Source organism: Pseudomonas sp. SJZ103 (assembly GCF_007828335.1).
GTDB lineage: Bacteria > Pseudomonadota > Gammaproteobacteria > Pseudomonadales > Pseudomonadaceae > Aquipseudomonas.
The window spans coordinates 189,056-209,821 of sequence record NZ_VIUN01000008.1; the positions used below are offsets into that span (position 1 = coordinate 189,056).

Genomic DNA, 20,766 nt, shown 5'->3' on the forward strand with positions numbered 1-20,766 from the left:
AAACGCTCCTCTTGTTATTAGTACTGCCGGGCCTTGGCCAGGTGTTCATTGAGTTTTTTCGCGGCGGCGTTGGTGCGCTCGCTGGTGGACACCTGCGCCACCCCCACCCGCCACCACGAGAGGTAGCCGTGGACCATGGTCTTGGGCAGGACCTTGATGTCGATCAGGGTCGAGACGCTTTGCGTGCGCGCATCGGCCAGGGCCGCCTCGAGTTGTTCCACACTGCTGACCTTGTAGGTCTTGCAGCCGTAAGCCGCGGCGCTCATGGCGAAATCCACCGGCACCAGGCCACCGTCGAGCTTGCCGCTCTCGGGGTTGCGGTAACGGAACTCGGTGCCGAAGCTGTCCATGCCATTGCCGATCTGCAAATTGTTGATGCAGCCGAAGGCCATGTTGTCGAGCAGCACCACGTTGATCTTGCGGCGCTCCTGGATCGAGGTGGCCAGCTCCGAGTGCAGCATCATGTAGGAACCATCGCCGACCAGGGCATAGACCTCCTTGGTCGGCTCGGCGAGCTTCACGCCGAGGGCGGCGTTGATCTCATAGCCCATGCACGAATAGCCGTACTCGACGTGGTAGGTGTTGACGCCCTTGCTGCGCCAGGCACGCTGCAAGTCGCCGGGCAGGCTGCCGGCCGCAGCGACGATGATCGCGTCGTCGGCCAGGCGCTCGTTGAGCACGCCGAGCACCCGGCTCTGGGTCAGGCACGAACCGGTCAGTTCGATAAATTCACGCAGCACGGCGCGGTCGAGGTGGTCGTCGACTTCCGGCACAAAATCATCGCCGTGGTATTCGACCTGATGGACACGGTCCACTTCGGCGTCCAGTTGCGCCTTGGCGTCGGCGATCTGCTCGCCCCAGCCGGAACGGTAATCACCGAGGGCATCGGCCAACGCGTCGAGGGCGACCCTGGCGTCGGCCAGTACCTGCACGCCGTCGAGTTTCAAGGCATCGCAGGGGCTGATATTGAGGTTGAGAAACTTCACCTCGGCATGCTTGAACAGCGATTTCGACGAGGTAGTGAAGTCGGTATAGCGGGTACCGATGCCAATGATCAGGTCGGCCTCGGGCGCCAGCAGGTTGGCGGCCAGGCAGCCGGTTTCACCGATGCCGCCCACATTCAGTGGATGGCTGGAGACCACGGCACTCTTGCCTGCCTGGGTTTCGGCAAAGGGAATATCAAAACGCTCGGCAAAGGCTTGCAGCGCGGCATTCGCACCGGAGTACTTCACGCCACCACCGCAGATGATCAGCGGTTTGCGCTTGCCTCGGAAAGCCGCCAACGCATCGCCGATCATCGCGGCGGTGGCCGGGCGGCGGTCGATACGGTGCACACGTTTTTGCAGGAAATAGTCCGGGTAATCCCAAGCCTCGCCCTGCACATCCTGTGGCAGCGCCAGAGTCACCGCGCCGGTTTCGGCAGGGTCGGTGAGCACGCGCATGGCGTGAATCGCCGCCGTCATCAGCTGCTCAGGGCGGTTGATACGGTCCCAGTATTTGCTCACGGAACGGAAGGCATCGTTGGTGCTGATGCTCAGGTCGTGGAACTGCTCGATCTGTTGCAGCACAGGGTCGGGCTGGCGGCTGGCGTAGACATCGCCGGGCAGCAACAGCAACGGGATACGGTTGGCGGTGGCGGTCGCCGCCGCGGTGAGCATATTCGCAGCACCTGGGCCGACGGAGGCGGTGCAGGCGTAGATCTTGCGGCGCAGGTGCTGCTTGGCAAAACCGATGGCGGCATGGGCCATGCCCTGCTCGTTACGGCCCTGATGCACCACGAGGTCGCCGCTGTCCTGTTCCAGGGCCTGGCCCAGACCCAGCACATTGCCGTGGCCGAAAATGGTGAACACGCCGGCGACGAACTTGCTCTGCACGCCATCGACTTCGATGTACTGGTTATCCAAAAACTTCACCAGGGCCTGGGCCATGGTCAATCGGGTAGTGGTCATGTCGCGCCCCTTATCGTTTCTGCAGGTGGGCGATGCTTGCCCCCAAGGCCTGCTGGATATCCGCCAGCTCGTGCACGCTTGTCGCAAACGGTTCGAACGACAGGTAGCCGCTGTAACCGCTGCTGAGCAAGGTGTCGATCTGCGCGGCATTGCCGAGGATATCGCCCTCGCCCACCAGCACGCGGTGGCCGTCGCGGATCGAATTGAGCGGCGCCTGGACATCTTCCACGCCGGAGATATGCACCAGCCCGGTCAGTTCCGGGAAGAACTCATGCTCGCTGGCCAGGTGGTGATGGAAGGTGTCGTGTACCAGGCGGAACACATCCAGGCCGCCGATGGACTGGATCGCGTTCACCGCGACGCGCTTGCGGCGCATGGCGCACTCTTCGAAGCCCAGGGGCTCGATAAACCCGAGAATCCCGTACTCGCGCAGGATCGGCGCCAGCTCGCTCAACGCGGTGCGCAAACCGGCGGCGCGCTGGGCTTCGTTGCGGGTGTCGCCGGGTTCATTGAACGGGCACATAACCAAGCCTTGCGCACCGCATTCGCGGGCATAGCTGGCGAGCGCTATCGCCTGGGCGCGGCGCTCGTCGTTCCACACATCGAAGGGGTACAGCGCGTTGATCGACAGCACCGTGATGCCCTGGGCGGCGCACAATTCACGCACGCGGCTGGCCGGGGTGCCGTATTCGATCTGACGATCCTTGAGGTCGTTGCGAATCTCGATGGCATCGCATTTCAAGGCCACGGCCAGTTGGATGAAATCCGGCAGGGACAGGTTGGGCGCGACCATACGGTTAAGGGCAAAGCGTAGAGGCGACTTCATTGTTGTTGTTCTCCGTCCAACACCGTTTACAGGTCCAGCAGCCAGCTGTGCTGCGGGTCGTTGTGGAAATGCCAGGCACGCTTTGGGCCGGCCATCACGTTCAGGTAGTAAGACTCGTAGCCATACGGCACGCTGACCGGGTGATACCCCTTTGGCACCACCACCAGGTCGCTGTTTTCCACGGCCATGGCCTGGTCGATGCTGCGGTCGTCGGTATACACGCGCTGGAACACAAAGCCCTGGGGCGGGTTGATCTGGTGGTAGTAGGTCTCTTCAAGAAAGCTCTGGTGCGGCAGGTCGTCGGTGTCGTGCTTGTGCGGCGGGTAGCTCGACGAATGCCCGGATGGTGTGCGCACTTCCACCACCAGCAGCGAATGGGCCGGATCGGTGTCCGGCAGGATGTCGCACACGTAGCGGGTGTTGGCGCCTTTGCCGCGTACGCTGCGCTTGCAGTGCTCGGGGCGAATCAGGCGTGGTTCGAAACCCGGCGCACCGGGCGCCGCGCACACGGCAATCTGTACGTCGCTCAACGCGGTGACCTGGGCATCGGTACCCGGCGGCAGATAGGCGGCGAACGGCGACTTGTCCTCGAACACCGACTGGCGATCACCGAGGTTCTGCCAGTTGAAGCCCTCACCTTCGATAGTCACCCGGCCGCTGAGCAGCACCAGGCACAGCTCTTTATCGCCGGCAGTCACCGGCAATGTTTCGCCAAGGCTCAGGCGGTAGGCGGCAAAGCCTACGTATTCCAGGCGGCCCTCTTCCAGGGCGACCATGGTTTGCCCGCGTTTACTGCTCTTTACCAGCAAGCTCATGGTTTGGTCCTCTCGTTGAGAAGCGCACGCAACGTGTCATAACCCTTTTTTGCATAGACATAGCTGGGCGCCACGGCCGGATCCTGCTCGGCTTCCACCACCAGCCAGCCCGCGTATTTCGCGGCCAGCAGCACATCGAGTAACTCGGCAAAATCGATATCGCCGTCACCAGGCACGGTGAAAGTGCCGTTAACGATGCAATCGGGGAAGCTCCACATCTGGTTGCGCGCCAGTTGCACCACGGCTTTGCGCACGTCCTTGAAATGCACATGGCAGACGCGGTCGATATGCGTGCGCAGCACCTCGATGGGTTCGCCGCCGCCCATGTAGCAGTGGCCCGAATCGAACAGCAGGCCGACTTCCGGCCCGGTACGGCGCATCAACTCGTCGATGTCCTGCGGGGATTCGACGTACGCGCCCATATGGTGGTGGTACGCCAGGCGCACGCCCTGGGACAGGGTGAAACGCGCCAGCTCGGTGAGTTTGTCGGCGTAGTCCTGCCAGGCCTGTTCACTGTGGAAACGCGGGCGTTCGATCAGGCGAATGCGCGAGCCCTGGATTGAATCGGCCACTTCGCCGTACACCAACACCGTGGCGCCGTTTTGTTTCAACAGTTCGACGTGGCCGGCGATGGCCTCGATTTCTTCAGCCACCGAGCGACGGGCCAGGCGGCTGGAGTACCAGCCGGAAACCAGCGCCAGGTCATAGGGGCGCAGGACGTCGCCGACGCCCTTGGCGTCCTTGGGGAATTTGCCATTGAGTTCAAAACCTTCGTAGCCGATTTCCTTGCCTTCGCTCAGGGCGGTGCTCAGCGGAGTTTCACCGCCGAGGGCCGGAAGGTCGTCGTTGCTCCAGGAGATCGGGTTGATGCCAATTCGGATTGCGGGCATGGCTGCACCTTTATTATTTTCAGGTATCACTGAGATCTGCTTTATGTGGGAGGGGGCTTGCCCCCGATAGCGGTAGTTCAGTTACAGAAGTGTTGTCTGACACTCAGCCATCGGGGGCAAGTCGAATCGTCGCACCGCCCCTCCCACATTGGATTGCATTTCAAATTAAGAACTGGGTTTAAGCTCGGGCACTGCGCCAGGCGTTGATCAACTGCTCAAAGGTCGCCTGGACCTGCTGGATCAACGTCTCATCATCGATCTCCCCCGCCATCCACAAACGGCTCGGTTCCTGGAAGATCGTACGGCCCACGGCAAACCCACGGCAGGTGCTGCTCTGGCTGGCCTGCTGGAAGCCGGCGGCCAGGCATTCGGCCGACGCGTTCAGGCCCAGCAACACCACGCCACGGCAGTACGGGTCGCGTTCCTGGATCAGTTCGTCGAGCTTTGTCCAGTCCTCGGCCGACTGTGCCTCGATTTTCCACCACGCCGGGTAGATACCCAGGTTGTACAGGCGCTTGAGGCTGCGATAGAGCACGTCCGGGTAAGTGGACGGATGGTCCTTGGGCGGGATGACTTCCAGCAGCAGCTCATGGCCGCTGGTCACCGAAGCCTCGTACACCGCCTTGAGCTGCGCTTCCTGTTCCAGGCGCAGCATGGGCTCATCGTCGGGGTGGTATTGCACCAGGCACTTGATGATCTGCTCCTGGGGCCAGGCAATCAGGTTGCTGCCAATCGAGCGACCATGTTCGAACGCCAGCGGCCGCGAGTTCTGCACTTCCACCGGGCGGGCGATCCACCAGCCACGACCGCTGGCGGCATTGAGCGCGTCCTGGCCGAAGCGCTGGTCGGCCAACAGGCCCACATCGGCCTCGACGCCCTGCTCGGCGAGCTTTTTCTCCACGCGTTGGATGGCCTGGATAAACAGCTGCTTGATCTCGCTGATGCGGGTCAGGTCCTGGCCGCCGCGTTGCGCCAGGTCCACCAGTTGCCAGCGGTGATCGAAGGCAAAGATGAACAGCTGTTTCCAGGCCTTGCGCGGCACGGTGACGCGGTGCAGGCGTTGCAGGGTAGCGTCCTGGTCGGGCCGGGTGATCGGCACCGGGCTGCTGAACAGGTAATCCAGCTCGGCCGGCGTCGGCATGGCCGGCGCACAGGCGTGGCGCGAGACGACGAGACCGCCACAGGCATTGGCCAACTGGCTGCAACGCTCATCGCTGGCGTCATTGATCCAGCCGCTGAGGAAACCCGACATAAAGGCATCGCCTGCGCCCAGCACGTTGAGCACTTCAACCCGCACGCCCGGGTAGATGGCGCCATCTTCCAGCCGCGCCGGAATCGCACCGTGGATCACCGTGCAGCCTTGCGGGCCGAGCTTGACCACCAGGGTCGCCGGGGTCAGTTCACGCACGGTGCGCAAGGCGGTGAGCAGATCTTCGCTGCCGCCGGCGATCAGGAATTCTTCTTCGGTGCCGACGATCAGGTCGAAACGCGGCAGGATTTTCTGCACATGCTGGCTGACATTCTGGTCGGCGACAAAACGGGTTTCGCCGTCAGCCTTACCCGCCAGGCCCCACAACACCGGGCGGTAGTCGATATCCAGCACGCGCTTGACGTTGTGCTTGGCCGCATAGTCCAGGGCCTGGATGCTGGCCTTGTACACGCCGTCGGTGGAGAAATGCGTGCCGGTGATCAGCAAGGCTTTGCTCGAGGCAATAAAGGCCTCGTTGACGTCCTCGGCGCGCAGGGCCATGTCGGCGCAGTTTTCGCGGTAGAACACCAGCGGGAAGGTTTCGCGGTCCTTGAGGCCCAGCAGCACCATGGCGGTGAGGCGTTCCGAATCGACCTTGATGCCACTGACATCGCAGCCTTCGCGGGCCAGGGATTCCACCAGGAAACGCCCCATATGGTCGTCCCCCACCCGGCTCAACATCGCCGACTTGAGCCCCAGCCTGGCAGTGCCGAAAGCGATATTGGCGGAGGAACCGCCGAGGTATTTGGCGAAGCTGGACACGTCCTCAAGCCGCGCACCTACTTGCTGTGCGTAGAGGTCGACGCCCAGGCGCCCGAGGCAAATCAGATCCAATTGACGCCCACTGGCAAAACGAGTCTGGCCCATGCTGGCTCCTGTTATTTTTATCAGCCTGCGTTGTGCCGCCGTGGCGACGGCAAACGCTCTTGGTGGGAGCAGACTAGAACGTCCGGCGGCGGCAATCAATATTTATTCCATAATTATTTTTAGTGGAATATTTTTTCCAATACGTCAGCATAGGGGCACGCCAGCCGCCGTGCATCGTTTCAGCAGGCCACGCGGGCCGTGATGCCGGGGTATTTTTTTGCGCCTACCCTGTAGACTTGCGCCACCCATCAGCGCATCAGAAGAACACGCCAGAAGGATTGCCCATGTCCCGCACCGATCCCGAGACCACCCTGGAAGACACTATCGCCAGCCCTCCGATCAATGCCGAACGCCTGTTGCAGCTGATCACCGACGAATACGAAAGCCTGCCGCGCCAGCTCAAGCGTATCGCCAGCTACATGAGCCAGCAGAGCGACCGGATCATGGTCGACCGCATCAGCGACATCGCCCGCGAATGCGAAGTGCACCCCTCGGCGATCGTGCGGTTTTCCCAGCGTTTCGGGTTCAGTGGGTTCAGTGAGATGCAGGCGCTGTTTCGCGAGGCCTACACCCACAAGACCACGCCGGTGCAGAACTACCAGCAGCGCATTCGCAGCATGATCGCCAACAAGTCGCAGAAAGCCAGCGGCGGCGACCTGGCCCGCGAGTGCGTCAACGCGACCCTGTCGGGTATCGAGCGCCTGGGGCTGGAGCTGGATGATGTGGCGTTTGAAAAAGCCGTCGACCTGGTGGTCAACGCCGACAATATCTACGTGGTCGGCGTGCGCCGTTCGTTCGCGGTGGCCGACTACCTGGTCTACAACCTGCAGCACACCAATAAGCGCATCCACCTGATCTCAGGCCTGGGCGGCAGCTATCGCGAGCAGATGCGCAGCGTGCGTGCCAATGACCTGGTGATCGCCATCAGCTTCACGCCCTACGGCAAAGAGACCCAGCACTGCCTGCGGATCGCCCAGCACCATCAGGCCAAGACCCTGATCATCACCGACAGCAACCTGTCGCCCCTGGCCAAGCGGGCCAACGCGGTGCTGTTGGTGAATGAAGGCTCGTCGTTTGCCTTCCGCTCATTGAGCGCCACCTTGTGCCTGTGCCAGGCGCTGTTTATTGCGGTGGCGTATCGGTTGGAGTTGAAGGTGGACGAGATTCACGAGCAGGTCGGGTTTGATGACTGACCGGCAGTAATTGGGCTAGCGCACGCCCGTGAAAGCGGATCTGCGCCAGGGTCAACGCGGTGTAGCCGATGATGACCGCCGGCGGCAGGATCGCCTCGACGCAGAACTTGCCCAGTGGCTGCAAGGTCAGCCCGGCTTGCGCGGCACGCGCACAGAATTCGCCTTCCTCGACACCGGTCGGTAACCACAACACAAAATGCAATCCGGCCTGCTGCCCGCTGATCGTACAGTGGGGCCCAAGGCACTCGAGCAACACATCGCGCCGCGCCTGATACGCCTGGCGCGAAGCCCGCAAGTGGCGCACGAAAGCGCCGCTGCCGAGAAACTCCAGCAACCCCAATTGATCACTGGCCCCCACCGAATGCCCGGTGAGTTGCAGGGTGCGCAACAACGCCGGGCGCAGCGCCTTGGGCACCACCATGAAGCCGACGCGCAAACCGGGGAACAGGTTTTTGTTGAAGCTGCCGCAGTAGATCACCCGGTCATTGGCATCCAGGGATTTGAGCGCCGCCAGCGGTGCGCTGTGGTAGTTGTATTCGCTGTCATAGTCGTCTTCCACCACCCAGGCCTCGGCGCGGGCAGCCCAGTCCAGCAGCGCCAGGCGTCGCGACACCGACAGGGTCATGCCCAACGGTGCCTGGTGGGCCGGGGTGACGTAGGCCAGGCGCGCCGTGTCGGGGAGTTGAGCGGTATCGAGCCCCTCGGCCGTGACCGCAATCGCCTGGACCTCTGCACCCGCCAGCCCGAACAAGCGTCTTGCCGGTGGATAGCCAGGGTCTTCGACGCAGGCCGTGTCACCGGGCTTGAGCAGCGTACGCGCGATCAGGTCAAGGGCGTGGCGAATGCCGGTGGTGACGATCACTTCATCCGCCTCACAGTGCATGCCGCGATAGCTGCGCAGGTAGTCGGCGATCTGTGCGCGCAGTTCCGGCAGCCCGGCGGGATGGCCTGCTTCGAGCGCACCCGGCCCCGCCGATAGCAGTCCCCGGGAAATACAGCGTGCCCAGGCCTTCATGTCAAACAGGCTGGCGTCAGGTCGCCGAGCGACAAAAGGCACATGGCTCTGCACCCCGGACTCGGGGCGATCAACCGCCACTTCGCGACGAGGCATCGCGCGGGGTGCAGGTGCCGCAATGAATTGCTCGGGGATCACCGCACACACCCGCGTACCGGAACCGGCCACGCGCTGTACATAGCCTTCGCTGTGCAGGCGGTCGAACGCCGCCTCCAGCGTGCCACGGGATACCCGCCAGCGTTCGGCGAGGCTGCGGGTGGACGGCAAACGGCTGCCCGCCGGCACCTGTCGGTTCAGGATCGCTGCGCGCAAGGCCTCGTAAGCACCCTGCTGCTTTCCCACCTCCAGGCTGTCGGGCCGCGGCAGGTCCAGGGCGGATGGGGTTTTTCCTCGGCTCATAGTGGTCCAATCATGTTCGTCATAAGCGGCCCTGAGGATTAAACCACAATGCCGCTAGAGTGCGGGCTCTCCTCCTCGTGAAGACACCGCCCATGACTCAACGCGCCCTCTCCCCGTGGTTCTGGCTGATACTGCTGACCGTGCTGATCGGCCTGCCACGCATCACCCTGGACATGCACCTGCCCGCCCTGCCCGCCATGGCCGATTACTTCCAGACCAGCGACAGCCAGTTGCAGTTGACCCTCACGCTGTACACCTTCGGTTCGGCGATCTCCCTGCTGATCAGCGGCCCGCTGACCGACCGTTTCGGCCGCCGTCCCGTATTGCTGGCGGGACTGTTTCTGTACGTGCTGGCTACCGTGGCCTGCGCCCTGGCCGACAGCATCGGTGTGCTGATCATCGCCCGCCTGTTCCAGGCCCTGGGCGGGTGCTGCACCACGGTGATCGGTCGGGTGATCGTGCGCGACTATTTCGACCGGGATGAACAGGCGCGCCTGCTGGGCCTGATTTCCATGGCCATGGCCGTGTCACCGATGGCCGCTCCGGTGCTTGGCAGCCTGATGCTGCCCTTCATCGACTGGCGCGGCCTGTTTGTGCTGCTCGGCGTGATCGGCGCAGTGCTCTACCTGGTGGTGTATCGCCGCCTGCCCGAAACCCGCCCGGCCGATGTCGCCGCCGCGCCGCCGAGCAACCTGCTACGCCTCTACGGTCAGTTACTGCGCGACCGCTATTTCCTGCGCTATTCCCTGGCGATCGGCTGCGTGTACAGCACCTATTTCCCGTTTATCAGTGAGTCTTCGGCGCTGCTGCAGCGGGGCTTCCACCTGTCGGCCACGGCGTATGCGCTGGTGTTCGCGGCGACGATCAGCGGCTACATGCTCGGCGCGAACCTGTTCCGCAGGCTGGTGCGGCGCTTCGAGCCGGACCGGTTGATCAATGCAGCCATCGGCTTGAACGTGCTGGGCAGCGTGATGCTCGCGGTTGCCACCACCGCTATGCCGGGGGAATGGCTGGCGATCGTGCTGCCGATGCTGGTGATCATGGTGTCGGTGGGGATGGTGATTCCGGCGTGCCAACTGTCGGTGTTGCAGCCGTACGGAGCGATTGCAGGAACCGCGTCGGGGTTGTTCTTCTTTACCCAGATGTTCCTCACTGCCGTGAGCAGTTGGGCCACCGGGCTGCTGTCCGACGGTACCTCGCAGCCGCTGGTGATCATGACCGCCGTTGCCAGCGCACTGTTGGTAGCAACCTGGCTGACACTCCACAAACCCAAATGTGGGAGGGAACTTGTCCCCTCCCACATCGGACCGAGCTGAGCCCGGGATCAGTGCATGAAAATTGCAATCAGGATGATGACCGGGATCGGCACGCCGAGGAACCACAGAAGTAATGAGCGCATGGTGTTCTCCTTGAATTAACGAACGTAGGTTTCGGTTTCGACGTACACCACGGCATCGCGGCGACGGCCACCAAAGGTTGCGGCGAAGCTGGCAAAGAAAGCGCCGATCAACAGTGCGACAAAGGTCCACAGCGAGGTATAGGCAGCAACTTTCGCGGCCGTATCAGCGGCTTGCTTGGCTTTGAGCTTGGCGTCTTCGACGGCTTTACGGGCATCGCCGTAGACTTTGTCGATACGCGCTTCGGCATCGGCCTGGCTGAGGTTGGTGCGCTGGCTGATCAACTGGGCCAGGTAGGCACGGTCTTCAGCGGCGAGTTGGCCGTCGTTGCTCAGGGTGCGGGTGAAGATGCGTGCAACCACGCCATGGGCAGCGTCATCACTGACGGCGACCGGGCGATCATCACGAAACAGGCTGTCGACGTAGTAGTCAAAGTCGCCGCCGTTGACGCCTTTGGCTGCACTGCCTGCGGCTTGTGTGACACCGCTGGCCGCGCCCGCTGCCACGCTGGCACCGGCTTTCACACCGCCGCTCACGACACTGCTGACCGAACCGACCACCAGCACTGCGTTGATCAGCGTGGCAACCGCCCAGGCCAGGAAACCATGAGCGGTGTCGCGAAAGTACACCTCATCGCCATGCATATTGGCCCACTTCACCCGCAACCGGCCGGCGATATAACCGCCCAGGCCCGAGGCAACGATCTGGGTAAACGCCAGCCAGATAATCGTGGAAATGCCAAGCCCCTTGGCGCTGATACCGCTGTCGGCCCACGGCGACACCGCCGAAAAACCCAGGCCGAAGCCCAGCAATACCAAAATCAGGGATAACGCAGCCGCCGCAGCGGCCCCGGCAAAGATAGCCCCCCAGGAAACCCCGGAGCGCGCGCTCGACTCTTGCAGCATGGATGACGATGTGATCATTGTTGTTGTGCTCCCGGCAGGAAAAATAGTGTTACAAGTCTCAAAAGGGACAGTGCAGGCAGCATGCCAGTCGCGCCAAAAATTAAACTCCTTATATTTCAACACGTTAAGTAAATTGAACTTGCCTGAACCATGCAACTTGCAAGAAATGGCTGCGGCAGGCGGGCGTAATGCATTCCCTGTGGGAGACGGATGGTCCCCGGCCGGTACCCGCCATGAAACTTGTGTCAGTTTTGCCAACATGAAGTTTTATTTAGGAAGCGTTCAGCCATTTCTTGGCAAAATGCCCCCACTTCTAGTGTGAATCGCTCACCAGGTAATCCTATGACCCGCATTTTGACCATCGAGGATGATGCCGTAACGGCCCGCGAGATCGTCGCCGAGCTGAGTAGCCATGGACTGGACGTAGATTGGGTGGACAACGGCCGCGAAGGCCTGGTCCGCGCCGTGAGTGGTGATTACGATCTGATCACCCTCGACCGCATGCTGCCGGAACTCGATGGCCTGGCCATCGTCACCACTCTGCGCACCATCGGGGTATCGACGCCGATCCTGATGATCAGCGCCCTATCCGACGTCGACGAGCGCGTGCGCGGCCTGCGCGCCGGGGGTGATGACTACCTGACCAAGCCCTTCGCCTCGGACGAAATGGCCGCCCGCGTCGAGGTGCTGCTGCGCCGCAAAAGCACGGTCAAGGAATTCGAGACTGCCCTGCGCGTGGCCGACCTGGAATTGAACCTGATCAGCCGCGAAGCCAGCCGCGCCGAACAGCCGCTGAGCCTGCTGCCCACCGAATACAAACTGCTGGAATTCCTGATGCGCAACACCGGGCAGATCCTGTCGCGGATGATGATCTTCGAGGAAGTCTGGGGCTATCACTTCGACCCGGGCACCAACCTGATCGACGTGCACATCGGCCGCCTGCGCAAGAAAATCGATCCACCGGGCCTCCCGCCGCTGATCCGCACGGTACGAGGTTCCGGTTATGTCATTGCTGAACCCCTCTAAAGGCTGGCGTTCTTCCAGCAGCCGCTTGCTGGCGCTGTACAGTTCGTTGTTCGTGGCCTGGAGCTGCATCCTCATGGGGGTGCTGTATTACGAGGTGTCAGGTTACCTGGGCGACCTCTCGCGCCATTCCCTGATGCAACGCCAGCACCTGTTCCAACGCTTCGACGGCGAAGAACTGTTGGAAGCGTTGACCACCAGCATGACCTTCGACATGAAGGGCGTGGACGCCTACGGCCTGTTCGATGAGCAGTTCCGTCCCTTGAGCGGACCGATCCGCGCGATTCCGCCCGACCTGCCGCTGGACGGCAAGATCCACGCCCTGGCCAACTGCGTCGACTCCGACGACCCCAAACTGCCCAAGGACAGCTGCGACGCCGTCGCCAGCCACACCGACGACGGCCGCTGGCTGGTGCTGGTGCGCGCCAATGGCTCGCTGTTCGGTGTGACGCGGATCATCTGGCATGCCCTGCTGTGGGCGCTGTCCCTGACGATTATCCCCGGCGCCGCCGGCTGGCATCTGTTGCGCCGCCGCCCGCTGCGCCGGATCCGCGGGATCCAGGCCAGCGCCGAAGCCATCGTCGCCGGCGACCTCACCCACCGTTTGCCGCTGTCCAACCGGCGTGACGAACTGGACATGCTCGCCGCCATCGTCAACGCCATGCTCGACCGCATCGAAAAGCTGATGAACGAGGTCAAGGGCGTCTGCGACAACATCGCCCACGACCTGCGCACCCCGCTGACCCGCCTGCGTGCGCAGCTCTACCGCATCCGGCAGGAGGCCGAGCAGGACTCAGGCTACGCGGTGAAACTGGACGACGCCATCGCCGAGACCGACACCTTGATGGCGCGCTTTCGCGGGCTGCTGCGTATCTCCGAGCTGGAAGACCACCAGCGCCGTTCCGGCTTCCTGGTCATGGACCCGCTGCCGCTGCTGCGCGAGTTGCATGATTTCTACCTGCCCCTGGCGGAGGAAGGCGAATTGCAGCTGCGACTCGAAGTCCCCGAGTCCCTGCCATGGATCACCGGCGACCGCGCCCTGTTGTTCGAAGCCCTGGCCAACCTGCTGAGCAATTCCATCAAGTTCTCCCCACCGGGCGGCGAAGTGATCCTGCGCGGGCTCAACGATGCCGGCAGCACGCGCATTGAAGTGCACGACTCCGGGCCGGGCATACCGGCAGCCGAGCGCGATGCGGTGTTCCAGCGCTTTTATCGGGTGGATGAAAGCGACCAGCAAGGCGGGTTCGGGTTGGGTTTGTCGATTGTGGCGGCGATCATCAACTTGCATGGGTTCAAGTTGGAAGTCGGCACCAGCGAGCAAGGCGGTGCGCGCCTGATCCTGGAGTGCCGCCAGCAACTGATGCCCGAAGCCTGATCCATCAGCCAGTGAGGTCAAACGGTGGGAGGCGGCAAGTCGAATCGTCGCACCGCCCCTCCCACATTAGTCTTGCATTGCCTGGTAGATCGGATCAGGCCGGGAAGTTCGCGCGCAACGCTTCCAGGCCGCCGCTGTATACACCGGCAAACAGCTCTTCCACCGCCGCCTCCGTCGTACCCGCCGCCGGGGTAAACACACCAGACCACGTCACCTTCGCCGACGACTCGGTCAACGCCTCAACCCGCAACGTTGCCAGGTACGCGCTCACCGGAAACGGCGACACTTCAATGGTGTAGCTGTAAGTACGCCCGACGTTATCGAAGGTCTGCAAACGCTCGACGATCACACCACCGTCGGCGGTCGTCAGATGGCGCACGCGGCCACCTTCACCGGGCTCGCTCTTGGCGATAAACGCAAGCCAATCCGGCAGGCTGTTGAAGCCGCCGACCAATTGCCAGACCTGATCGGCCGATACAGGGATTTCAATTACGCAAGAGGCAGTTGCCACGATAAATACTCCACACAATAAAAAAGAATTCAGATCGCCATGCTGTCGACGACACCGCCATCGACCCGCAACGCGGCACCGGTGGTGGCCGAAGACAAGGGTGAAGCAATGTACGCCACCAGGTTCGCCACTTCATCCACATTCGCCGCACGCTGGATGATCGACGTAGGCCGCGCATTGCGTACAAACACATCGGCCTCGTCCCGCGCACTGCGTCCGGACTGGGCCGTGGCGTCCTTGAGCATCTGCTCCAGGCCGTCGGTAAACGTCGGGCCTGGCAGCACAGCGTTCACCGTCACCCCCGTACCCGCGAGGCGCTTGGCCAGGCCATGGGACACCGCCAGGTTGGCGCTTTTGGTCACGCCGTAATTGATCATGTCCGCCGGTGTCGCCACGCCGGACTCCGATGACAGGAAAATCACTCGGCCCCAACCCTGCCCGACCATGCCCGGCACGTAATGCCGCGCCAGGCGCACGCCGGAGATCACATTGACCTCATAGAAGCGCGTCCACTCGCTGTCCGGGGCGTCGAAGAAATCCACAGCGTTGAAGATGCCCAGGTTGTTGACCAGGATGTCGGCACGAGGTTCGGCAGCGAACAGCTTTTCGGCGCCTTCGGCCGTGCCAAGATCCGCCACCAGCCCGCGCAGGTCCGCGCCCGGCACCGCCTGGCGAATGCTCGCCAGCGCATCGTCGACCTTGCCGGCTTCACGCCCGATCACCACCACGGTGGCGCCCGACTGCGCGAGCGCCTGGCTGATACCCAGGCCGATGCCGGCGGTGCTGCCGGTGACGATGGCTACTTTTCCACTTACATCAATTTTCATCATGAACTCCTGGATTCAACGTGGCAGTGGTGCACGGTCCGAAATCAAGCGGGCATCGCGCAGGGCCTGCCAGAAGGCAGTGGGGATTATTTCTGACAATGCTGCGACGTCTTCGGCAATCCGCCCCGGGCGACTGGCTCCCGGAATTACAGCAGCCACGGCGGGATGTGCCAGGGAAAATTGCAGTGCCGCCGCTTTTACGCTCACGCCAAATGCCTGGGCAATCGCCCTGATCTGCTCGACCTTGCTGATGATCGCCGGGCTGGCTTGCTGGTATTCGAAGTGCGCGCCACCGGCCAGGACGCCCGAACTGTAAGGGCCACCGACGACGATCTCGACGTTCTGCGAGTGGGCTGCGTCCATCAGCCGTTGCAAGGCGCGCTCATGGTCCAGCAAGGTGTAGCGGCCGGCCAGCAGGAAACCATCGGGTTGCGCCTCGCTCAGGTCCAGGGTCAGCTCACACGGCTCGACGCGGTTCACGCCCAGGCCCCAGGCCTTGATCACACCCTCTTCACGCAGGCGGGTGAGCACTTTGAACGCGCCGGTACGCGCCTGGTTGAAGTATTCCAGCCACTGGTCGCCGTAGAAGTCCTGGGCAATGTCGTGAATCCACACGATGTCCAGGCGATCGGTTTGCAGGCGGTTCAGGCTGTCCTCAATCGAGCGCAGGGTGGCGTCGGCGCTGTAGTCGTTGAGCATCTTGTTCGGGCGACCGTGTTCGAACACGCCGCTTTTCTCGCCAAGGTCGCGGGCGCTGTCTTCAACTTCGTCGAGGATCAGCCGGCCGACCTTGGTGCTCAACACGTAGTCATCGCGGTTATAGGTCGACAGGGCCTGGCCCAGGCGAATTTCCGCGAGACCCGAGCCGTAGAACGGCGCGGTGTCGAAGTAACGCACCCCGTGGTTCCAGGCAGCCGCTACGGTGGCCTGGGCTTCCTCCTCGGGAATGGCGCGGAACATATTGCCCAGCGGTGCGGTGCCAAAGCCCAGTTGGCCGGGCAGTTTGTCTTTCAAGCTCATGATGGATCCTCAATCGGGTTCAGGGTCGCTGTGACCGTTGAGCAGATCCTAGATTGCATAGATAAGACCGTCCAAGACATACTGCGACGAACTTGAGTCCTTGAAGGTCTTACATGATCGATCTACGCCAACTGCGCTACTTCGAAGTGGTCGCCGAAGAAGAACACGTCGGCCGCGCCGCCGAGCGCCTGCACATTTCCCAGTCGCCCCTGAGCCGGCAGATCGCCCAGCTCGAAGAGCGCCTGGGCCTGACCCTGTTCGAGCGCAGCCAGCAACGCATCCGCCTGACCCGAGACGGCCAGACCTTTCTCGCCGAAACCAAGGCCCTGCTGACCCACGCCAATCGCCTGGAATCCCTGGGCAAACGCCTGGGTCGGGGTGAAGAAGGCGGGCTGTGCATCGGTTACATCGAGAACGCCATGCATGCCGGCGTATTGCCCAATGCCCTGCGCGTCCTGCGCGATGACCGGCCCACCGTGCACATCAAGCTCTACAACCTGCCGTCCCTGGAACAGCTCGAAGGGTTGCGCCAACGCAGCCTTGACGTCGCCCTGGTCGGTGAGCCGCCCGCTGTCGATGACCCGGACCTGACCGCGCGGCAAGTCTTGGACGATCCGATGCTGCTGGCCTTGCCCGAGCATCATCCTCTGGCGCATCAACACGAACTGCTGCCCGCCCATCTCGCCGAGCAGCAATGGATCGGCGTGCAACGCAAACCCGGCGCCGGCCCGGCCGATGACTTCGTTGCCGCGTGCATCCGTGCCGGGTTCACCCCGCAGATCCCCATGGAAGCCAGCGAGCCGTTTACCGCACTGGGCCTGGTCGCCTCCGGGCTGGGGGTGGCGATGGTGCAAAAAGGCCTGAGCCGCAATGCACCGCCCGGCGTGGTCCTGCGCGAACTGCCGTGGCTGACCTACACCACACCGCTGTGGGCGGCATGGCACCGGATCAACCTGCGGCCGTTGGTGGAAACCTTCCGCAAGGTACTCACCGAACCCCAAGAATGATGACTGCCACCTGATGCCGGTCGGCTAGACCCATTCCCTCAGGCGGTACCACAACATCCCCAACGCCAGCAGCGGCGAGCGCAACGCCTTGCCGCCAGGAAAGGTCATGTGCGGCACCTGGCTGAACACATCCAGGCCCTGGCTGTGGCCCGCGTGTATGCCTTCGGCCAACAGCCGCGCGCACCAGTGCGTCACGTTAAGCCCATGCCCGGAATAGCCCTGGGCGTAGAACACGTTCGGGTACTGCTGCAGCCGCCCGACCTGCGGGAAGCGATTGGCGGTGATACCGATCTTGCCGCCCCACTGGAACGCGATGGCGGTGTCGGCCAGTTGCGGAAACACCTTGAGCATCTTCGGTTGCATATAGGCGGCGATGTCCCGCGGATCGCGCCCGGAGTAATGACAGGCACCGCCGAACAACAGGCGGCGGTCGGCGGAAAGCCGGTAGTAATCCAGGCCGACTTTCTGGTCACACAGGGCCAGGTTTTGCGGAATCAATGCGTGGGCGACGTCTTCAGGCAGCGGCTCGGTGGCGATGATGTAACTGCCCGCCGGTAGCACCTTGCCGCTCAGGCGCGGTTCCAATTCTTCCAGATGGGCATTGCAGGCCAGTACCAGACTGGCGGCGCTTACCGTGCCGCCAGCGCAACGTACCTGCACCGTGTCGCCGTGAACCAGCGCCAGCACTTCGGTGTGTTCAAAGATCCGCACCCCCAGGGACTCGGCCACCTGAGCCTCGCCGAGCACCAGGTTCAGCGGGTGCAAGTGCCCGGAGCCCATGTCCACCAAAGCGCCTGCATACTGCGTCGAATCCACCACTTCGCGGATAGCCTGCGGGCCCACCAGACGGATCTCATGGGCATACCCCAGGCGCGCCAGGCTGTCCTGCTCGTCCTTGAAGGCGGCGAACTGCGCCGGGGTATTGGCCAGCTCGGCAAACCCCCAGCGCAAGTCGCAGTCGATCCGGTGCTCGCGAATGCGCTCGCCCACCAGCGCCACCGAGTCGATACCGGCGCGCTCCAGGTAACGCACACCCTCCTCGCCCACGTACTTGGCGAACCCCGACACATCGTGGCCGATGCCGCGAATCAACTGCCCACCGTTGCGCCCACTGGCGCCCCAGCCGATACGCCGGGCCTCCAACAGGATCACCGAGAGCCCGCGCTGGGCCAGTTCGATAGCGGTATTGACGCCGGTAAAACCACCGCCGATCACACAGACATCGGCGCTCAGGTCGGCGCCCAGTGACGGGCGCTCCGGCATGGCATTCGCGGACGCAAGGTAGTAGGAACGCGCGTGGTCACTGGCTTGAATCATTTGTTGGTCTTCACTTTGCTCCAGGCGCGCGTCATCAGGCGCATGGTCGCCGGGGTCGGCGTGGTGGAAATATAGAGTTTGTCGAGCACGGCCTGGGACGGGTACACCTCAGGGTTGTTCACCAGTTCCGGATCCATGAACGCCTTGGCCGCCGGGTTGGCGTTGGCGTAACCGACCGAGGCGCTGACCTTGGCGATCACTTCAGGGTCGAGCAGGTAGTTGATAAAGGCATGGGCCTCTTTCGGGTTACTCGCATCGGCCGGAATGGCCAGCAGGTCGAACCACAGGTTGGAGCCTTCCTTGGGAATCGAGTAAGCGATATTCACGCCGTTCTTGGCTTCCTTGGCGCGGTTGGCGGCCTGGAACACATCGCCCGAATAGCCGAACGCCACGCAGATATTGCCGTTGGCCAGGTCCGAAATGTACTTGGAGGAATGGAAGTAGGTAATGTACGGCCGCAGGGTCAGCAGCTTGGCTTCAGCTTCCTGGTAGTCCTTGGGGTTCTCGCTGCGCGGGTCCTTGCCCATGTAGTTGAGGATCGCTGGGAACAGCTCATCCGCCGAGTCGAGGAAGGCCACGCCGCACTGGTTGAGCTTCTTGATGTTCTCCGGTTCGAACAGCACCGCCCATGAATCGATATGGTCGATGCCCAACACCTGCTTGACCTTGTCGACGTTGTAACCGATGCCGTTGGTACCCCACAGGTACGGCACCGAGTGCGCATTGCCCGGGTCGTTTTTCTCCAGCAGCTTGAGCAGCTTGGGGTCGAGGTTCTTGAAGTTGGGCAACTGCGAACGGTCGAGCTTGAGGAACGCGCCGGCCTTTACCTGGCGCGCCAGGAAGTGATTGGACGGCACCACCACGTCATAACCGGTGCGGCCCGCGAGCAACTTGCCCTCCAGGGTTTCGTTGGAGTCGAATACGTCGTAGATCACCTTGATCCCGGTCTTGGCCTGGAAATCCGCCAAGGTGGTCTCACCGATGTAGTCGGTCCAGTTGTAGACGCTCACCGTCGGCGCGGCTTGGCCGGCACTGCTGAACGCGGCCACCAGGGCCAGCGGAAGAAGCTTGTTCACAAGACGCATATCGACACCCCTTTGGTTTTTTAGACGCTCAACAGCAGCAACACACGCTCCGGCAGACGGGTTGGCTTGCGCCGGCTTGTACTCGCGGCGCATTGAGGTCTATCTTGGGCCAGCCTTCACGGGCCATCTATCCACTTTGCACGCAGCACAACGCACCAATAGAGTGCGCACGGATCACCCATGACACAGGCAACCGCTTTGCGCGTACAGGCCTTCACCACCGGTGACGTGGCCGCCCAATGCAGTGCGACACCCGGTTGGGTGCAGCAGTACCAGCAGATGTCCCCCGGGCATTTTGCCGGGCGCATCCGCTACCTCGACCTGCAAGGTGTCGAGGTCTACGAAGAGAGCATGAACACCCGCGTGGAGCAGCACTTCAACGCACCACCGGGCGCGTTGGCGTTCTGTTTCGATGGCAGCGACAACGCGCTGTACCTGCTCAATGGCGAAAGCCGTAACACCTGGATCACCCCGGAAAACTACCGTGAAGTGGCGGTAGTGTTCGGCCCGCAATTCGTGCAGCGCCACGGCCTGGATATGGAGACGCTGGAAGGCCTGTTCATGGCGCCGCTGACTTGTCAGCAAAACGCGCTGTTCAGCCGCTGGCTGAGTGGCACGCTGACGCGCTTGTCCACCTTGACCGACCCGATCAGCCGCGACGCCCTCACCCAGCAATTGCTCGACGACTGCCTGTTCATCCTCGACAACGCCTGCGTGTGCCTGGACCGCAGTTCATTGCAGCGGCGCAGCGAAGAGCGCCAGTTGATGGCACGCATAGGCGAGTGGGCGGCGGATGCGCCGGACGAAACCGTCAATCTGTTGGAACTGGCTCGGATCGCCGGCGTGCCGCTGCGCCAGTTGCAGCAAGGGTTCAAGACCTACACCGGGATGAGCCCGGCGCAGTGGTTGCGCTTGCGCCGGTTGAATGGGGCACGGAGGGAGTTGCTGAGCAGTACCGGAACGACCGTGGCCGAGGTGGCGATGAACTGGTCGTTCTGGCATTTGGGGCGGTTCTCCAATAGCTACCGCGCGTTGTTCAAAGAGCTGCCGAGCGAAACCCTCAAGCACTCACTTTGAAATGCATCTGAAAATGAGG

Annotated in this window: 18 protein-coding genes; 6 read left to right on the forward strand and 12 right to left on the reverse strand. The window is 62.6% G+C overall.

Features of this window, described 5'->3' with window-relative positions:
• Positions 1 to 17 precede the first annotated feature (17 nt).
• The 5 genes from iolD to iolC form a co-directional block, all read right to left on the reverse strand.
• Positions 18 to 1,949, reverse strand: coding sequence for a 3D-(3,5/4)-trihydroxycyclohexane-1,2-dione acylhydrolase (decyclizing) (gene iolD / locus FBY10_RS18720; protein WP_145337259.1), 1,932 nt, complete (start codon positions 1,947 to 1,949; stop codon positions 18 to 20).
• A gap of 10 nt (positions 1,950 to 1,959) precedes the next feature.
• Positions 1,960 to 2,775, reverse strand: coding sequence for a TIM barrel protein (locus tag FBY10_RS18725; RefSeq protein ID WP_145337258.1), 816 nt, complete (start codon positions 2,773 to 2,775; stop codon positions 1,960 to 1,962).
• A 26-nt stretch (positions 2,776 to 2,801) separates the two neighbouring features.
• Entirely contained in the window at positions 2,802 to 3,590 is a 789-nt protein-coding gene (gene iolB / locus FBY10_RS18730; RefSeq protein ID WP_131700210.1) for a 5-deoxy-glucuronate isomerase, read from the reverse strand.
• A complete protein-coding gene (gene iolE, locus FBY10_RS18735; RefSeq protein WP_131700209.1) occupies positions 3,587 to 4,480 on the reverse strand; it encodes a myo-inosose-2 dehydratase in 894 nt (297 codons plus the stop codon). The genes iolB and iolE overlap by 4 nt, the downstream gene beginning before the upstream one ends.
• 178 nt (positions 4,481 to 4,658) lie before the next feature.
• A complete protein-coding gene (gene iolC / locus FBY10_RS18740) occupies positions 4,659 to 6,596 on the reverse strand; it encodes a 5-dehydro-2-deoxygluconokinase (RefSeq protein ID WP_145337257.1) in 1,938 nt (645 codons plus the stop codon).
• 284 nt (positions 6,597 to 6,880) lie between these two features.
• On the opposite strand from iolC, the gene FBY10_RS18745 reads away from it, so the two are divergent.
• Positions 6,881 to 7,789, forward strand: coding sequence for a MurR/RpiR family transcriptional regulator (locus FBY10_RS18745; protein ID WP_017136418.1), 909 nt, complete (start codon positions 6,881 to 6,883; stop codon positions 7,787 to 7,789).
• Here FBY10_RS18745 and FBY10_RS18750 read toward each other — a convergent pair.
• Positions 7,719 to 9,203, reverse strand: coding sequence for a PLP-dependent aminotransferase family protein (locus tag FBY10_RS18750; protein ID WP_145337256.1), 1,485 nt, complete (start codon positions 9,201 to 9,203; stop codon positions 7,719 to 7,721). The two genes, FBY10_RS18745 and FBY10_RS18750, sit on opposite strands and share 71 nt — an antisense overlap.
• Before the next feature lie 92 nt (positions 9,204 to 9,295).
• Here FBY10_RS18750 and FBY10_RS18755 point away from each other — a divergent pair, with 92 nt between their 5' ends.
• Positions 9,296 to 10,519, forward strand: a complete 1,224-nt coding sequence (locus FBY10_RS18755) for a multidrug effflux MFS transporter (RefSeq protein WP_145337255.1) — start codon at positions 9,296 to 9,298, stop codon at positions 10,517 to 10,519.
• Between the two features lie 98 nt (positions 10,520 to 10,617).
• Here FBY10_RS18755 and FBY10_RS18760 read toward each other — a convergent pair whose 3' ends face one another.
• Positions 10,618 to 11,523 carry a hypothetical protein gene (locus FBY10_RS18760; protein WP_145337254.1) on the reverse strand — a complete coding sequence of 302 codons (906 nt, stop codon included), beginning with the start codon at positions 11,521 to 11,523 and terminating at the stop codon, positions 10,618 to 10,620.
• Between the two features lie 324 nt (positions 11,524 to 11,847).
• On the opposite strand from FBY10_RS18760, the gene FBY10_RS18765 reads away from it, so the two are divergent.
• Entirely contained in the window at positions 11,848 to 12,531 is a 684-nt protein-coding gene (locus FBY10_RS18765) for a response regulator transcription factor (RefSeq protein ID WP_122539638.1), read from the forward strand.
• Positions 12,509 to 13,903 carry a HAMP domain-containing sensor histidine kinase gene (locus FBY10_RS18770; RefSeq protein ID WP_145337253.1) on the forward strand — a complete coding sequence of 465 codons (1,395 nt, stop codon included), beginning with the start codon at positions 12,509 to 12,511 and terminating at the stop codon, positions 13,901 to 13,903. Before FBY10_RS18765 ends, FBY10_RS18770 begins: the two co-directional genes overlap by 23 nt.
• A 94-nt stretch (positions 13,904 to 13,997) precedes the next feature.
• Here FBY10_RS18770 and FBY10_RS18775 read toward each other — a convergent pair whose 3' ends face one another.
• From FBY10_RS18775 to FBY10_RS18785, 3 genes are read right to left on the reverse strand one after another with little or no spacing between them, the layout of a single operon-like run.
• A complete protein-coding gene (locus tag FBY10_RS18775) occupies positions 13,998 to 14,414 on the reverse strand; it encodes an SRPBCC family protein (protein WP_145337252.1) in 417 nt (138 codons plus the stop codon).
• Positions 14,415 to 14,443: 29 nt separating this feature from the next.
• The gene (locus FBY10_RS18780) at positions 14,444 to 15,241 is read right to left on the reverse strand and encodes an SDR family NAD(P)-dependent oxidoreductase (RefSeq protein WP_145337251.1); all 798 of its coding nucleotides are present in this window, start codon (positions 15,239 to 15,241) and stop codon (positions 14,444 to 14,446) included.
• A 15-nt stretch (positions 15,242 to 15,256) separates the two neighbouring features.
• The gene (locus FBY10_RS18785) at positions 15,257 to 16,261 is read right to left on the reverse strand and encodes an aldo/keto reductase (protein WP_145337250.1); all 1,005 of its coding nucleotides are present in this window, start codon (positions 16,259 to 16,261) and stop codon (positions 15,257 to 15,259) included.
• Between the two features lie 113 nt (positions 16,262 to 16,374).
• Between FBY10_RS18785 and FBY10_RS18790 the strand changes: the two genes are divergently transcribed.
• A complete protein-coding gene (locus FBY10_RS18790) occupies positions 16,375 to 17,268 on the forward strand; it encodes a LysR substrate-binding domain-containing protein (RefSeq protein ID WP_145337249.1) in 894 nt (297 codons plus the stop codon).
• Positions 17,269 to 17,292: 24 nt separating this feature from the next.
• Here FBY10_RS18790 and FBY10_RS18795 read toward each other — a convergent pair whose 3' ends face one another.
• A complete protein-coding gene (locus FBY10_RS18795) occupies positions 17,293 to 18,585 on the reverse strand; it encodes an FAD-binding oxidoreductase (protein WP_145337248.1) in 1,293 nt (430 codons plus the stop codon).
• A complete protein-coding gene (locus FBY10_RS18800) occupies positions 18,582 to 19,670 on the reverse strand; it encodes a polyamine ABC transporter substrate-binding protein (protein ID WP_145337247.1) in 1,089 nt (362 codons plus the stop codon). Before FBY10_RS18800 ends, FBY10_RS18795 begins: the two co-directional genes overlap by 4 nt.
• A 180-nt stretch (positions 19,671 to 19,850) precedes the next feature.
• Between FBY10_RS18800 and FBY10_RS18805 the strand changes: the two genes are divergently transcribed.
• Positions 19,851 to 20,747, forward strand: coding sequence for a helix-turn-helix domain-containing protein (locus tag FBY10_RS18805; RefSeq protein WP_145337246.1), 897 nt, complete (start codon positions 19,851 to 19,853; stop codon positions 20,745 to 20,747).
• Positions 20,748 to 20,766: the final 19 nt, after the last annotated feature.